General features: G+C 65.2%; 11 protein-coding genes and 1 pseudogene. 11 read left to right on the plus strand and 1 reads right to left on the minus strand.

Annotated features, from left to right (window positions below; translation table 11 throughout):
* Nucleotides 1–9 precede the first annotated feature (9 nt).
* From ACSKB8_RS14085 to ACSKB8_RS14110, 6 genes are all read left to right on the plus strand, one after another.
* Nucleotides 10–1,146 carry an NAD(P)/FAD-dependent oxidoreductase gene (locus ACSKB8_RS14085; RefSeq protein ID WP_438104715.1) on the plus strand — a complete coding sequence of 379 codons (1,137 nt, stop codon included), beginning with the start codon at nucleotides 10–12 and terminating at the stop codon, nucleotides 1,144–1,146.
* 31 nt (nucleotides 1,147–1,177) lie between these two features.
* Nucleotides 1,178–1,474, plus strand: coding sequence for a (2Fe-2S)-binding protein (locus ACSKB8_RS14090; protein WP_438104716.1), 297 nt, complete (start codon nucleotides 1,178–1,180; stop codon nucleotides 1,472–1,474).
* Entirely contained in the window at nucleotides 1,471–2,889 is a 1,419-nt protein-coding gene (locus tag ACSKB8_RS14095) for an NAD(P)/FAD-dependent oxidoreductase (protein WP_438104718.1), read from the plus strand. Before ACSKB8_RS14090 ends, ACSKB8_RS14095 begins: the two co-directional genes overlap by 4 nt.
* On the plus strand, nucleotides 2,886–4,007 hold the full coding sequence (locus ACSKB8_RS14100; protein ID WP_438104720.1) for an NAD(P)/FAD-dependent oxidoreductase: 1,122 nt from the start codon (nucleotides 2,886–2,888) through the stop codon (nucleotides 4,005–4,007). Before ACSKB8_RS14095 ends, ACSKB8_RS14100 begins: the two co-directional genes overlap by 4 nt.
* Before the next feature lie 15 nt (nucleotides 4,008–4,022).
* Nucleotides 4,023–4,370 carry a RidA family protein gene (locus ACSKB8_RS14105; protein WP_438104721.1) on the plus strand — a complete coding sequence of 116 codons (348 nt, stop codon included), beginning with the start codon at nucleotides 4,023–4,025 and terminating at the stop codon, nucleotides 4,368–4,370.
* A gap of 170 nt (nucleotides 4,371–4,540) precedes the next feature.
* Entirely contained in the window at nucleotides 4,541–6,154 is a 1,614-nt protein-coding gene (locus tag ACSKB8_RS14110; protein WP_438104723.1) for an ABC-F family ATP-binding cassette domain-containing protein, read from the plus strand.
* Between the two features lie 185 nt (nucleotides 6,155–6,339).
* Here ACSKB8_RS14110 and ACSKB8_RS14115 read toward each other — a convergent pair whose 3' ends face one another.
* Nucleotides 6,340–7,668, minus strand: a complete 1,329-nt coding sequence (locus ACSKB8_RS14115) for a dicarboxylate/amino acid:cation symporter (protein ID WP_438104725.1) — start codon at nucleotides 7,666–7,668, stop codon at nucleotides 6,340–6,342.
* A gap of 126 nt (nucleotides 7,669–7,794) precedes the next feature.
* Here ACSKB8_RS14115 and ACSKB8_RS14120 point away from each other — a divergent pair, with 126 nt between their 5' ends.
* From ACSKB8_RS14120 to ACSKB8_RS14140, 5 genes and pseudogenes are all read left to right on the plus strand, one after another.
* Nucleotides 7,795–9,114 carry a solute carrier family 23 protein gene (locus tag ACSKB8_RS14120; RefSeq protein ID WP_438104726.1) on the plus strand — a complete coding sequence of 440 codons (1,320 nt, stop codon included), beginning with the start codon at nucleotides 7,795–7,797 and terminating at the stop codon, nucleotides 9,112–9,114.
* A 72-nt stretch (nucleotides 9,115–9,186) separates the two neighbouring features.
* The gene (locus ACSKB8_RS14125; protein WP_370990476.1) at nucleotides 9,187–10,023 is read left to right on the plus strand and encodes an SDR family oxidoreductase; all 837 of its coding nucleotides are present in this window, start codon (nucleotides 9,187–9,189) and stop codon (nucleotides 10,021–10,023) included.
* A 357-nt stretch (nucleotides 10,024–10,380) separates the two neighbouring features.
* Nucleotides 10,381–12,039 (plus strand): cation:proton antiporter domain-containing protein, encoded by a 1,659-nt coding sequence (locus ACSKB8_RS14130; RefSeq protein WP_438104727.1) that lies wholly within the window; start codon nucleotides 10,381–10,383, stop codon nucleotides 12,037–12,039.
* A 76-nt stretch (nucleotides 12,040–12,115) separates the two neighbouring features.
* Nucleotides 12,116–12,936: pseudogene (locus tag ACSKB8_RS14135) on the plus strand (NAD-dependent protein deacetylase).
* Nucleotides 12,937–13,077: 141 nt separating this feature from the next.
* Nucleotides 13,078–15,162 carry a hydantoinase/oxoprolinase family protein gene (locus tag ACSKB8_RS14140; protein ID WP_438104729.1) on the plus strand — a complete coding sequence of 695 codons (2,085 nt, stop codon included), beginning with the start codon at nucleotides 13,078–13,080 and terminating at the stop codon, nucleotides 15,160–15,162.
* Nucleotides 15,163–15,164: the final 2 nt, after the last annotated feature.

The raw sequence follows: 15,164 nt of genomic DNA on the forward strand, positions 1-15,164 counted from the left end.
AAGAACCCTATGTCAGGAGATTACGACGTCGCCGTGGTCGGCGGCGGCTTGCTCGGCTCCGCCATTGCCTGGGGCCTCGGCCGGCTCGGCAAGCGCGTGGCCGTGCTCGACGAAGGCGACATCACCAAGCGCGCTTCGCGCGCGAATTTTGCGCTGGTCTGGGTGCAGAGCAAGGGACTCGGCATGCCCGCCTATACGGTGTGGACCGTGCAGGCGTCGCAGGCGTGGGGCCGGCTGGCGTCGGAGCTGAAGCAGCAGACCGGGCTCGACGTCTCTCTTCAGCAAAATGGCGGCTTCCACCTCACGCTCGGCGAGGACGAATTCGGCCAGCGCACGGAACTGGTCAAGCGCATGCACAACCAGGTCGGTGCGGCCGACTACAAGATGGAGATGCTCTCCGCATCCGACGTGAAGAAGTCGCTGCCGCTGATCGGCCCGGAAGTCTCAGGCGGCAGCTATTGCCCGCTGGACGGCCACGTCAATTCGCTGCGCACGTTCCGCGCCTTTCACACCGGCTTCATTGCGTTCGGCATCGACTATTTTCCGGAACGGCCGGTCTCGGCGATCAGCAAGAGCGGCGGCGAATTCCGCCTGACCACGCCGAAAGGCGAGCTGCGCGCCGCCAAAATCGTGCTCGCCGCCGGCAATGCCAACCAGACGCTGGCGCCGATGGTCGGACTCTACGCGCCGATGGGCCCGACCCGCGGCCAGATCGTGGTGACCGAGCGCACCATGCCGTTCCTGCCGCACCCGCTGACCACGATCCGCCAGACCGACGAAGGCACGGTGATGATCGGAGACAGCAAGGAGGACGAGCTCGATGACCGCGCGCTGAAACATTCCATCAGCGCCGTGATGACCGATCGCGCCCAGCGGATGTTCCCGCATCTGTCGCGGCTCAATGTCGTCAGAAGCTGGGCCGGCATCCGCGTCATGCCGCAGGACGGCTTTCCGATCTACGACCAGTCGGAGACGCATCCCGGCGCCTTCGTCGCCTGCTGTCATTCCGGCGTGACGCTCGCCTCCAACCACGCCTTCGAGATCGCGCGCATGGTGGCGCAAGGCGCGCTCGAGCCCGAGCTGGTCGGCGCGTTCTCGGCCAGCCGTTTTGGCGGCGCCGGTGCTGCGAACAACAGCGGCTATTAAAGATCCAAGGAAGGAGCCAAGAGGCATCCCCATGTTTAGACGATCCGAACAGGACAAGCGCCCAAACGTGCAGATCTTCGTCGACGGCGTCGCCGTCGCGGCACGTCAGGGCGACACCGTCTCCGCGGCGCTGCTGGCCTCCGGCTGCGACGCACGGCGCTCCACTGCGGTCAGCGGCGCGCCGCGTCTGCCTTACTGCATGATGGGAGTGTGCTTCGATTGCCTCGTCACCATTGACGGCGTCGGCAACCGGCAGGGCTGTCTCGTGCCTGTCGCCGAGGGCATGCAGGTCGAGATCCAGAAGGGCAAGCGGGAGATCGGAAAATGACTGTGGCTCCCAAGCGCGAAGCCTACGACGTCGTGGTAATCGGCGCCGGTCCCGCCGGCCTCGCGGCCGCTGCGACATCCGCCGAAGCCGGGCTGTCCACGCTGCTGCTCGACGAGAACATCGGCCCCGGTGGCCAGGTGTTTCGCGCCATCTCCTCCACGCCAGTGACTGAACGTAGTCAGCTCGGCGCCGATTATTGGGTTGGTGCCGACCTCGTGCAGGCGCTGTGCGCGAGTAGCGCCGAGGTCATCCATCGTGCGACCGTCTGGAGCCTCGACCGCAATCTCGAGATTGCTGTCTCGATCGGTGGCGCCTCTGCCTTCGTCAAGGCGCAGCGCGTGATCCTCGCGACCGGCGCGCTGGAGCGGCCGTTTCCAATTCCCGGCTGGACGTTGCCGGGCGTGATGACGGCGGGCGCGGCGCAGACGATGCTGAAATCGTCGGCGCTGGTGCCTGATGGCCGCACGGTGATCGCAGGGCAGGGGCCGTTGCTCTGGCTGCTCGCCGCGCAGATCCTGCGCCTCGGCGGTCGGATCGACCGCATTCTCGACACCACCGAGCGCGGCAATTATTTCGCCGCGCTGCCGCACGCCTTCGCCTTCCTGACCTCGCCCTATTTCACCAAAGGCCTGTCGATGATGCGTGAGGTGAAAGCGAAGGTGCAGGTCGTCTCCGGTGTCACCGAGCTTGCTGCGTCCGGCGACGGTCAGCTCGCGAGCGTGAGCTATGTCGCCGGCGGCAAGCGCGAGACCATTCCTGCCGATCTGTTGCTGCTGCATCAGGGCGTCGTGCCCAACGTCAATCTGGCGATGGCGGCCGGCATCGAGCATCGCTGGGATGATTTGCAATTGTGCTGGTCGCCGGTGCTCGATGCGAACGGGGCTTCGTCGGTCGCGGGCATCGCGATCGCCGGCGACGGTGGCGGCATCGGCGGCGCGAACGCGGCCGTGGTGCGCGGCCGCATCGCGGCGCGCGCGGCGGTGGAAGCGCTGGCGCCAGCGGCTGCCGCGAAGCTCACATCGATGGCAGCGCTTCGTGCCGATCTTGCCAAGGCCGAGCGTGGCCGCGTCTTCCTCGATACGCTGTTCCGCCCCGCGCAACAGTTCCGCATTCCCGCAGGCGACACCATCGTCTGCCGCTGCGAGGAAGTCACCGCAAAGGACGTTCTCGACTTCGTCGCGATCGGCGCGACGGGGCCGAACCAGCTCAAGGCCTATCGCCGCACCGGCATGGGGCCGTGCCAGGGCCGGCTCTGCGGCCTCACCGTCACCGAGCTGATGGCGCAGGCGCGCGGGAAGGCGCCGCAGGAGATCGGCTATTACCGGCTGCGCGCGCCGGTGAAGCCGATCACGCTCGCCGAGCTCGCCGCCGTCCCCAAGAGCGAGGCCGACGTCAAGGCGGTGGTGCGCGGATGACCAAAAACGTGGATGCGATCGTCGTCGGTGGCGGCATCCACGGATGCTCGACCGCGCTGCATCTGTGCCTTGCCGGCATGAAGCCGGTGCTGATCGAGAAGGATTATGCCGGCCGGCACGCGTCCGGCGTCAACGCCGGCGGCGTGCGCCAACTCGCCCGGCACATCCCCGAGATTCCGCTCTCGATCCGTTCGATGGGGATTTGGGAGAAGATCACCGAGCTCGTCGACGACGATTGCAGCTTTGAAAGCCATGGCCAGGTGCTCGTCGCGGAGAACGAGGAGGAGCTTGCGGTCTGCCGCGCGCGCGTGGCCGAGCTCAATGCGCTCGGCTTCACCCATGAAGAGCTGATCGATGCGGCCGAGCTGCGGCGGCTTGTGCCCGCGGTCGCCGAGACCTGTCCCGGCGGCGTGGTCTCGCGTCGCGATGGGGCTGCCAATCCGGCGCAGACGACGACCGCGTTCCGCCGCAAGGCCGAGCAGCTCGGCGCGACGGTGCGCGAGGGCGAGGCCGCCGGCAACATCCGGCGGAATGACGGTCTCTGGCATGTCGACGTCGGCTCGGACACCTATGCCGCACCGGTGCTGGTCAACGCGGCGGGCGCCTGGGCCGGCAAGATCGCCGCTGCGCTCGGCGAGCCCGTGCCGGTCGAAACCGTCGCGCCGATGCTGATGATCACCTCGCGCGTGCCGCACTTCATCGATCCCGTCGTAATCCTGCGCGGCCGCAAATTGTCCTTCAAGCAATTCTCCAACGGCACCGTGCTGATCGGCGGCGGCCATCTGGCAACGCCCTACCAGGACCGCAACGAGACGGTGCTCGACTGGAAGAGCCTGGCCATCAGCGCGCGCACCGTGTTCGAGCTGTTTCCGGTGATGCGCAGCGCGACGATCGTGCGGGCCTGGGCCGGCATCGAGGCGAAGATGAAGGACGACATCCCCGTGTTCGGGCCGAGCTCGCGTCACCAGGGCCTCTATCACCAGTTCGGCTTCTCGCTGCACGGCTTCCAGCTTGGTCCCGGCGCCGGCGCCGTGATGGCCGAGCTGATCGTCAACGGCGGCACCCAGACCCGCGTCAGTGATCTCGGCATCGACCGCTTTCATCCTTCCACGATCTAGGAACAAGAGGACATCATGAGCATCACCCGCAGCATCCGCACGCCGATCATGCACCGCGCCGTCGAGGCCAACGGCTTCGTTTTCCTCGGCGGCATCATCGCTGACGACACCTCGGTCTCGATGGGCGAGCAGACGCGCAACATCCTCGGCAAGATCGCCGGCTATCTGAAGGAAGCCGGCACCGACAAGTCGCGCGTGGTCAGCGCCTCGATCTTCGTCACGGATCTCTCCAAGAAGAAGGAGATGGACGCGGCCTGGACCGAGTTCTTCGGCGACAATCTGCCGACCCGCGCAACCGTCGGCGTCGCCGACCTCGGCGGCAATGCGCTGATCGAGGTGGTGGTGACCGCGCTCAAGGGCTGATCGCGCAGATGGATAGGGACGTCAGCGCTTCTCTGCGCTGTCGTCTCCTCGAACTGCGGCTTGATCTTGCACTTCTGCCGCACTAGTTAGAGAGTTCTCAACCAGGAACTTCGCAGCCATGGATTTTACCCCGACCGCAAAGCCCATCCGCCTTGCTCACGGGGAATTCCATGCCTGCTTCGATCGTCCTGTCGAACCTGTCGCTGTCCACGCCTGACGGCCGTTCGCTTCTTTCCAACATCGATCTGACATTTGCGGCCGAGCGGACCGGTCTCGTCGGCCGCAATGGCGTCGGGAAAACAACGCTGCTTGCATCGATTTTGGGCGAGCATGTTCCGCAGTCCGGGCGCATTGTTGTCAACGGCAGTATCGGCCTGCTGCGCCAGGACGTGCAGGTCTCCGCGGGCGCGACCGTGGCTGATCTGTTTGGCGTGCGGTCGGCGCTGGAGCTGCTGCGCCGTGCCGAGCGCGGGCATGCCTCGGCCGACGAGATCGCCACGATCGACTGGACGCTCGAAGCGCGGCTTCAGGCCGCGCTGGCGCGCCTCAGGTTCGATCCGTCTCCCGAGACTGAGCTGTCCCGACTGTCCGGCGGCCAGATCACGCGGGTTCGTCTTGCTGCACTGATCTTCGCTGAGCCCGACTTCCTGCTGCTGGACGAGCCCACCAACAATCTCGACCAGGACGGACGCGAGGCGGTGACCGCGCTCGTCGCTGCCTGGCGCGGCGGCGCGATCGTCGTCAGCCATGACCGGAACTTACTCGAAACGATGGACGCGATCGTCGAGCTGACGTCGCTCGGGTCAACCCGATATGGCGGCAATTGGAGCAGTTTTCGCGCGCAGAAGGCCGTCGAGCTCGCGGCGGTTAGGCACGATCTCGCGGATGCTGAGAAGCGTCTCGCCGAAATTGACGGGAAGGCGCAAGAGGCTACGGAACGGAAGGCGCGCAAGGACAGCGGCGGCAGGAAGAAGCGCGCCAAGGGCGACATGCCGCGCATCCTGGCCGGCGCGCGCAAGGATCGCAGCGAAGATAGCGGCGGCAAGACCGCGCAAATCGCCGAGCGGCGGCGCGCGGAGGCGCTCGCGGCCGTCGACACCGCGCGCCGGCGCGTCGAGATAATTCAGCCGTTGTCGGTGAAACTGCCCGCGACTGGCCTGCCGGCGAGCAGGGAGGTGGTTTGGCTCGACGGCGTCAGCGCCGGCTATCGACCGCAGCAGCCGGTCTTGCGCGATCTCTCGCTCGCGATCGTCGGGCCGGAGCGCGTTGCGGTCGTCGGGCCGAACGGCTCCGGCAAGACAACGCTGCTGAAACTCATTGCCGGCGAGTTGCGCCCAGTCTCGGGTGCGGTGCGGGTCAGGCCCGACTTCGCGCTGTTCGACCAGAAAGTCAGCCTGCTTGATCCCGCGATCTCCATCCTGGACAATTTCGGCCGTCTCAATCCAACGGCAGGTGCGAACGAGTGCCATGCCGCCCTGGCTCGTTTCATGTTTCGCGCCGATGCTGCCTTGCAGATCGTGGGAAGCCTGAGCGGCGGACAAATGTTTCGCGCGGGCCTTGCCTGCGTGCTGGGCGGCTCAAAGCCGCCGTCCCTGCTGATCCTGGACGAGCCGACCAATCATCTCGACATCGAGTCCATCGAAGCGGTCGAAGCGGGCCTGAGGGCTTATGACGGCGCGCTGCTCGTCGTCAGTCACGACGAGGCATTCTTGCAGGCGATCGGGATCACGCGCCGGCTCGAACTTGCCGGCAAGGCGCTTCGCGTCAATGGCGGGATCATCTGATCCCGCCTTACGTCACGATATAGCGGCTAGTCCTGGCGGAGATTTTCAAAAGCCCGACGCCCTGCCCCCAGCGCGTTCGGGCTGAAAGATTGACTATCAATCGGTGATCCCAACGCCATTGTTGTGACGCGTATCTCACCGTTTTTCCATTCCGGGAAACTACCGCGTCGGAACCGGGCGTGGTGCTATGCACTGCCGCCCGGTTCCAGCGCCTCGCCGATCTCCAGCGGATGGGCCATGGTCTCGTGCAGGGCGTCGCGGTCGAGCTCGCCTTCGGAGAGGCTGATGACGACGCAGGCGACTCCATTGCCGATCAGATTGGTCAGCGCACGGCATTCGCTCATGAACTTGTCGATGCCGACCAGGATCGCGATCGACTGGATCGGGATATCAGGCACGATCGAGAGTGTCGCGGCGAGCGTGATGAAGCCGGCGCCGGTGACGCCCGACGCACCCTTCGAGGTGATCATGGCGATGCCCAAAATGCCGAGCTCCTGCCAGATGGTCAGATGGGTGTTGGTGGCCTGCGCCAGGAACAGCGTCGCCAGCGTCATGTAGATGTTGGTGCCGTCGAGATTGAAGCTGTAACCGGTCGGGATGACGAGGCCGACCACCGAGCGCGAGGCACCGAGATGCTCCATCTTCTGGATCATCTGTGGCAGCACCGTCTCCGAGGACGAGGTACCGAGCACGATCAGCAGCTCGTCCTTGATGTAGGCGATGAAGCGCAGGATCGAGAAGCCGGCGAGCCGGGCGATCGCACCCAGCACGATCAGCACGAACAGGATGCTGGTCAGGTAGAACGTGCCGATCAGGGCGGCGAGGTTGAGCAGCGAGCCGAGACCGTAGGCGCCGACGGTGAAGGCCATCGCGCCGAAGGCGCCGATCGGCGCCACGCGCACGATGATGCGGATGATGCCGAAGAACATTTTTGCGGCCTTATCGATCGCGTCCGCGATGGGCTCGCCGGCCTTGCCGAGGAAAGCGATGGCGAAGCCCGACAGAATCGAGATCAACAGCACCTGAAGCAGATCGCCCCGCGCGATGGCGCCCAGATAGCTGTCGGGGATGATCGCCATCAGATGGGCGACGATGCCCTCTTCCTTGGCCTTGGTGACGTAGGTCGCCACCGAATTCGGATCGATCGTGGCGGGATCGATGTTGAAGCCGTGCCCGGGCTGGAGAATCTCGCCGACGAGCAGACCGACCGCGAGCGCGACGGTCGAGACCGTCTCGAAATAGATCAGCGACTTCAGCCCGACGCGGCCGACGCGCTTCAGATCGCCCATCGAGGAGATGCCGTGCACCACGGTGCAGAAGATCACCGGTGCGATCATCATCTTGATCAGCGCAATGAAACCGTCGCCGAGCGGCTTCAAGGCCTTGCCGAGATCGGGATAGAAATAGCCAATGAGCACGCCGAGCGCGATCGCGATCAGCACCTGGACGTAGAGGATCTTGTACCAGGGCTGGTGCCGGCGGAGGACGGCTGGCTGGATCGCGACTTGTGTCATATTGTAGGCCCCGGAACGTATTGATCTTGCTTGATTTGCATCATGTGATGGCCGCTGCGGAAGCGACAATCACATTTTTGTCGGATCGCACGAAGATCGATCACTGCATCGCAACTCGGGGGAAACATGTCGATTGCAACAGGCTCCGACGAGCAAACGCAAGGCTATTTTCCGCGTTGGAAACTGAAGACCTCGGGCGTGATCATGCCGGAGGAGCGGCTGTCCTGGAGCCAGACCATTGTCTCCAGTCTCCAGCATTGCGTCGCAATGTCGGGATCAACGATCATCGCGCCGCTGCTGATGGGGTTCGATCCCAATGTTGCGGTCCTGTTCTCCGGCATCGGCACGCTGATCTTCTTCGTCATCGTCGCAGGGCGCGTGCCGAGCTATCTCGGCTCGAGCTTCGCATTCATCGCCGTCGTCATCGCTGCCACCGGTTATGCGGGGCAGGGGCCAAACCCGAACCTGTCAGTTGCGCTCGGCGGCATCGTCGGAGCCGGAGTGCTGTACGGCCTGATTGCTCTGATCGTGATGTGGTCGGGCGTCGGCTGGGTCGAGAGGTTGCTGCCGCCGGCCGTCACCGGCGCCGTGGTCGCCGCGATCGGTCTCAATCTCGCGCCTGTGGCTGTGAAGGCGGTGAGCGGAGGCGCGTTCGACACCTGGATCGGGCTTGCGACCGTTCTGATCATCGGCGTGGTCGCCGTTGCCGCACCAAGCCTGTGGCGCCGGCTGCCGATCATTGTCGGTGCCATCGGCGGATATCTTTTGTACCTGCTGTTCGCGAACGGACTCGGTTTCGGCAAGCCGATCGACTTCGCGCAACTTTCGGCCGCGCCGTGGTTCGGCGTGCCCAACTTCACCGCGCCGAGCTTCCATGCCGATGCAATCTTCCTGATCGCGCCGGTTGCGATCATTCTCGTCGCCGAGAATCTCGGTCACATCAAGGCCGTCGGCGCGATGACGGGCCGGAGCCTCGATGCCTATCTCGGTCGCGCCCTGTTTGCCGACAGTCTCGCGACCATTGTGGCGGCCTGCGGCGGCGGCACCGGCGTCACCACCTATGCCGAGAACATCGGCGTCATGGCGGCGACGAAGGTCTATTCCACCTTGTTGTTCGCGTTCGCAGCCACGGTGTCGATCCTGCTCGGCTTCTCGCCGAAATTCGGCGCGCTCATCCTGTCGATCCCCGGCCCCGTCATCGGCGGCCTCTCGATCGTGCTGTTCGGGTTGATCGCGGCGATGGCGGGACGGATCTGGGTCGAGAACAAGGTCGACTTCGCAAATCCCGCAAACCTGATGACCGTCGCGGTGGCGCTCACCGCAGGCGCCGGCGATCTCACGCTCAAATTCGGTGCGTTCACAATCGGCGGAATCGGCACCGCGACCTTCGGTGCCATCATCCTCTACCAGATCCTGACCTCGCCGCTCGCCCGCCACGCCAAATGAATCACAGCAATGCGTTGAGAGATGGAACAAAGGGCGGGTTCCGTCGATGATCAGGCATCCCGGAGAGAACTCATGCCACAAACCAATCGCTCAACCTTCTTTCCCTCGCGCCTCGTGGGCCAATACGCGCTGGTGACCGGCGCTTCACAAGGCATCGGCCGCGCTGTCGCCATCCGGCTCGCCCAGGAAGGCGCGACCGTCGCCATCAATTATTTCGATCACCCCCAAAGCGCCGAGGAGACGCTCGCGTTGGCGCGGACGGCATCGGGCGATCGTGGCCACGGCAGGCTCGATCACATCATCGTCAAGGCCGATGTCGGCAACGAGCAGGACATCGTCGCGATGTTCGAGACGATCCTGGCGCGTTGGAAGCGCCTCGACTGTCTCGTCAACAATGCCGGCTTCCAGCGGGAATCGCCGAGCGAAGCGCTCGACGTCGAAACCTATCGCCGCATCATCGACGTCAATCTGAATGGCGCCGTGCTTTGCGCCCAGAAGGCGCTCGCGCATTTCGTCGCCCGCGGCGGAGGCGGCAGCATCATCAATTGCTCCAGCGTCCACCAGATCATCCCAAAGCCCGGCTATCTCGCTTATTCGATCAGCAAGGGCGGCATGGCCAACCTGACGCGAACGCTGGCGCTCGAATTTGCCGGCCAAGGCATCCGCGTCAATGCGGTAGGTCCCGGTGCGATCGATACGCCGATCAACGCGGCCTGGACCGGCGATCCCGAGAAGCGCGGCGTCGTCACCTCCCACATTCCGCTCGGCCGCGTCGGCACCCCCGAAGAGATCGCCGCCGTGTTCGCCTTCCTCGCCTCGGATGACGCGAGCTACATCACCGGACAGACCATCTATGCCTGCGGAGGCCTGACGCTGTTCCCCGAATTCCGGGACAATTGGGCGAGCTGAACGTCAACTTGGAAGCGTGCGCATCTGCGACGGCCCGACCGGGTTGCAACGATTAGATCATGGTCGCGAGGCCAGCCTTCTCACTGGGCCTACCTGGACACCGATGCACCGCGCAGGAGTGGCGGTTTGCGGCCGGGTAGGGGTCTGCGGCGCCGTGTGCTATCGACCGTGGACGACGCTGCCGCTATTGGCAGGCGCCGACACATGATGGGCTCGTGACCACAACCATAAACATCAATGCCTACAGTGACGCGCTGGTGGTCCTCGGCACTGCCGGCGTGGTGGTGCCAATTGTTCGCCATTGGGGCATCAATCCGGTGCTGGGCTATCTCGGTGCCGGCGCCATTCTCGGCCCGCTTGGACTTCGGCTCGCTCGTTCGAGAACTCCCGTTCCTGTACTGGTTCACCGTGGCGGACGCGCAGAACGTCGAAGGCATCGCCAATCTCGGCGTCGTGTTCCTGCTGTTCCTGATCGGGCTCGAGCTGTCTTTCAGGCGGCTCGTGACGATGCGACGCCTGGTGTTCGGGCTTGGCGGCCTGCAGGTGCTGGCGACGTCCGCGATCATTTTCAGCGCGACGCTTCTCGCGGGGCAGGATTCCGATACAGCCGTGATCCTCGGCGCGAGCCTTGCGCTGTCCTCGACGGCGATCGTGCTCGAGCTTCTGTCCACCGAGAGACGGCTTGCGACCACTGCGGGGCGCGCCAGCTTCTCGGTGTTGTTGGCTCAGGACCTTGCAGTGATTCCCATTCTGGTGCTCGTCTCGGTGCTTGGCGCAGGCAGCGGCGGCTCCGTCGTGGCGCACATCTCCAGTGCGATCTTGAAGGCCGGAGTAGCGGTCGCTTTTCTCATTCTGATCGGACGGCTGCTGATGCGTCCGCTGTTCCAGATGGTTGCGGGCACCCATTCGACGGAGCTCTTCGTCGCGGCGACCTTGTTCGTCATCGTCGGCGCAGGCCTTGCCGCGCACCAAGCCGGCCTGTCGATGGCGCTCGGAGCATTCGTTGCAGGACTGATGCTGGCTGAAACGGAGTACGGCAAGGCCATTGAGGCCACCGTCGATCCATTCAAGGGCCTGCTGCTCGGCATCTTTTTCTTCACCGTCGGTATGGCCATCGACTTCCGCGTGTTCATGCGCGAGCCTGGTTGGCTGCTGGCCGCCGTTGTCGGCGTATTGGCCGGCAAGGCGATCGTGCTCATCATCCTGGGCCGCCTCTTCAGGCTCTCGTGGCCGTCGGCGATCGAGATCGGCTTCCTGCTGGGTCCAGTCGGCGAATTCGCCTTCGTAAGCATCGGGATGGCGGCGGCGCTCGGCCTGATCGAACCTCGCGCGTCGAGCTTTGCCGTCGCCATCACCGCCGTGACGATGGCATTGACGCCGCTTTTGGGCGTGCTCGGACGACGATTGGCCGCGAAACTGGGGAGCGAGCGCACCCTCGATCCCGAACTGACGGTTCGGCCGCCCGGCGACCGGGCGCAGGCCATCGTGGTCGGCTACGGCCGCGTTGGAAAAGTCGTCTGCTCGCTGCTGACCAGCCACGGCCTAAACTACATCGCGATCGATAACGAAGCAGTCGCCGTGGCGCGCGACCGCCGCGATGGTCATAAGGTCTATTTTGGTGATGCGACAGAACCGGGCTTTCTCGAAGCCTGCGGCCTGATGCAGACGACCGGTGTGATCATTACCATTCAGTCGCGAGCAGCGATCGATGCCGTCGTCGAGCGGATTCGCGCAGTGCGGCCGGACGTGCTGATCGTCTCACGTGCGCGGGACGCCGATCATGCCCGCCACCTCTATGCGATCGGCGCAACCGATGCGGTGCCGGAAACCATCGAGGCAAGCCTGCAACTTTCCGAAGCCGCACTGATCGGCCTCGGAGTCGCGGTCGGGCATGCGATCGCCTCGGTGCACGAGAAGCGGGACGAATTTCGGCTGACATTGCAGCAAGCCGCCCGCATTGCAGCAGAAGAGAAAACTCGTCTCCTCGATAGCACAGGGCGCCGGTCCCCGAGATAGCCGCCTATCCGGGCGGCCGTGCGCTGCGGACTATCGTGATCTGGCAAAACCCGCCCGCGCGGACTACATCTGCGCCATGACAAATGCTCCGCGGGCAAACCCTCCGCTCCAGGATTTCATCGGCCGGCACGAACGTCTGTTCGTGCTGACCGGCGCCGGCTGTAGCACCAATTCGGGCATTCCCGACTATCGCGACAGCCACGGCAATTGGAAGCGGACCCAGCCGGTCAACTTCCAGGCTTTCATGTCGGACGAGCATACGCGCCGGCGCTATTGGGCGCGCAGTCTGATCGGATGGCGGCGGTTCGGCCAGGCGAAGCCGAATGATGCGCATCATGCGCTGGCCCGGCTCGAGGCGAACGGCCGGTGCGGGATGCTGCTCACCCAGAACGTCGATCGGCTGCATCAGTCCGCCGGCCACCGCCAGGTTATCGACCTGCATGGCCGGCTCGATCTGGTCCGCTGCATGGGCTGCGGCGGCAAGACGCCGCGCGATGAGTTTCAGCGCGCACTTGGTCGCGCCAATGCAGCCTGGCTGACGCTCGATGCCGCCGATGCACCTGATGGCGACGCTGATCTGGACCACGAGGATTTTTCGTCGTTCGAAGTGCCGGTCTGCGAGGCCTGTGGCGGCATCCTCAAGCCTGACGTCGTGTTCTTCGGCGAGAACGTCCCCGCGACATCGTCGCCACCGCGCAGGATCATCTGGCGCAGGCCGACGCCATGCTGATCGTCGGCTCCTCGCTGATGGTCTATTCCGGTTTCCGCTTCGTCCAGGCTGCTGCGCAGCGCAATATTCCGATCGCGGCGGTCAATCTCGGCCGCACCCGCGCCGACGATCTCCTGACGCTGAAGGTCGAGGAGCGCTGCGAGTCGGCGCTCGCATTCCTGCTCTGATCGCGCCGGCCGCGAACACGTCTTGCCTATTGCATAGGTGCCAAGCAGAATAGCCGGGCGCGGCGTTGCCCTCGTCGTCCATGGCATGGAAATTGCTGCGCTTTCGACCTCAGTCTTGACGATCAGCGCGGAGAATTTGGAATGCTTGAGGGAGCCGAGGTGCGGCTTGCCGTCGATATCGGAGGCACATTCACCGACATCGTGCTGGACGTGGGCGAGGCGCGCAAGACGCGCAAGGTGCTGACGACGCCGCAGCGGCCGGAGCAGGCGGTGCTGGACGGGATGCGCCTCATTCTCGCCGACGCGCGCGCCCATATCAGCGACATCGACGTCTTCATTCACGGCACCACGCTCGCCACCAACGCCATCATCGAGCGCCGAGGCGCCAAGACGGCGCTGATCGCGACGGACGGCTTTCGCGACGTGCTCGATATCGGCACCGAGAGCCGTTACGACCAATATGACCTCAGCATCGACAAGCCGAAGCCGCTGGCGCCGCGCAGCCTGCGCTTCACCGTGCCCGAGCGCATCGACGCGCACGGCGCCGTCCGCCTCCCGCTGGACGAAGCGTCGGTGCGCGCACTCGCGCCAAAATTGCGCGAGCGAGGCGTCGAGAGCGTCGCGATCGCCTTCCTGCACTCCTACGCCAATCCCGAACACGAGCGCCGCGCCGCAGCGATCCTGGGCGAGGAGATGCCCGGCATCTCCGTGACGGTGTCGTCGGCAGTGTGTCCGGAAATTCGCGAATATGAGCGCACCTCCACCGCGGTGGCGAACGCCTATGTGCAACCGCTGATTGACGGCTATCTCGCCCGCATGGCCGATGCCTTGCAGGTCGAGCAGTTCCGCGGCGCCATCTATCTCGTCACCTCCGGCGGCGGCGTTACCTCGATCGAGACGGCGCGGCGCTTTCCGGTGCGTCTCGTCGAATCCGGTCCGGCCGGCGGCGCGATCTTCGCGGCGCAGATTGCGGCGCGTCTTGGCGAGACCAAAGTGCTGTCCTTCGACATGGGCGGCACCACTGCAAAGATCTGTCTCATCGAGAAGTACCAGCCCGAGACCTCGCGCGTGTTCGAGGTCGACCGTGCCGCGCGCTTCCTCAAAGGCTCCGGCCTGCCGGTGCGCATCCCCGTGATCGAGATGGTCGAGATCGGCGCCGGCGGCGGCTCGATTGCCCATGTGGACGCGATGAAGCGTGTCACCGTCGGTCCCGAGAGCGCCTCGTCCGAGCCGGGACCGGCCTGCTACGGCCGCGGCGGCCAGCGTCCGGCCGTGACGGATGCGGACGTTGCGCTCGGCATGATCGATCCCGACGCGTTTGCGGCGGGCACGATCAAGCTCGATCCGGAACTTTCGAAGCAGGCGCTGTTGCGCGACGTCGGCGAGCCGCTCGGCCTGTCGGCGGAAACCGCGGCCTATGCCGTGCACGAGGTCGTCTGTGAGAACATGGCGAGCGCGGCGCGCGTGCATGCGGTCGAGCGCGGTGCCGTGGTCGGCCAGCACACGCTGATCGCCTTCGGTGGCGCTGCGCCGTTGCATGCGGCGCGCGTTGCCGAGAAGATCGGCGTCTCCCGGGTGATCGTGCCCTCGAATGCCGGTGTCGGATCGGCCGTCGGATTCCTGGCGGCGCCCATCGCTTACGAGCTGGTGCGCAGCCGTCACGTCCGGCTCGATGATTTCGACACCGAAGCGGTCTCCGATCTCCTGCAGGAGATGGCGACCGAAGCGCGCGCGCTGGTCGAGCCCGGCGCCGCCGGCGCGCCGGTGCGGGAGCGCCGCGCCGCCTTCATGCGCTATGTCGGTCAGGGCCATGAGATCTCGGTCGAGCTGCCGAACCGGCGGCTGGCGACCGCCGATCTCGCCGGTCTGCGCCAGGAGTTCGAGGCGGATTATGCCGCGATGTTCGAGCGGCCGATCCCGGGTGCCGCGATCGAGGTGTTGAGCTGGTCGGTGCTCGCGACCACTGAGGCGCGCAATCCACCCGCGGTCGCGGCCGTCGCGCGCAAGTCCGCCGGAAAGGCAGTCGGCAGCCGCAAGTTCTTCGACGGCCGCGCCGGCGAGGTGATCGAGATCCCGCTCTATCGCCGCGAAGACATGACGCCGGGCGCGACCATTGCGGGCCCGGCCGTAATCGCCGAGGACGAGACCTCCACCTTCGTCTCGACCAGTTTTGATGCTCATATCGACGGTGCCGGCAGCATCGTCATGGAACGAAAGGCGGCCTGATC

Source organism: Bradyrhizobium sp. BR 1432 (genome assembly GCF_051547705.1).
Classification (GTDB): Bacteria; Pseudomonadota; Alphaproteobacteria; order Rhizobiales; family Xanthobacteraceae; genus Bradyrhizobium; species Bradyrhizobium zhanjiangense.

Coding starts and splice junctions, on each gene's coding strand:
- ACSKB8_RS14085 (WP_438104715.1), top strand. CDS start 10: ATGTCAGGAGATTACGACGTCGCCGTGGTCGGCGGCGGCTTGCTCGGC.
- ACSKB8_RS14090 (WP_438104716.1), top strand. CDS start 1,178: ATGTTTAGACGATCCGAACAGGACAAGCGCCCAAACGTGCAGATCTTC.
- ACSKB8_RS14095 (WP_438104718.1), top strand. CDS start 1,471: ATGACTGTGGCTCCCAAGCGCGAAGCCTACGACGTCGTGGTAATCGGC.
- ACSKB8_RS14100 (WP_438104720.1), top strand. CDS start 2,886: ATGACCAAAAACGTGGATGCGATCGTCGTCGGTGGCGGCATCCACGGA.
- ACSKB8_RS14105 (WP_438104721.1), top strand. CDS start 4,023: ATGAGCATCACCCGCAGCATCCGCACGCCGATCATGCACCGCGCCGTC.
- ACSKB8_RS14110 (WP_438104723.1), top strand. CDS start 4,541: ATGCCTGCTTCGATCGTCCTGTCGAACCTGTCGCTGTCCACGCCTGAC.
- ACSKB8_RS14115 (WP_438104725.1), bottom strand. CDS start 7,668: ATGACACAAGTCGCGATCCAGCCAGCCGTCCTCCGCCGGCACCAGCCC.
- ACSKB8_RS14120 (WP_438104726.1), top strand. CDS start 7,795: ATGTCGATTGCAACAGGCTCCGACGAGCAAACGCAAGGCTATTTTCCG.
- ACSKB8_RS14125 (WP_370990476.1), top strand. CDS start 9,187: ATGCCACAAACCAATCGCTCAACCTTCTTTCCCTCGCGCCTCGTGGGC.
- ACSKB8_RS14140 (WP_438104729.1), top strand. CDS start 13,078: ATGCTTGAGGGAGCCGAGGTGCGGCTTGCCGTCGATATCGGAGGCACA.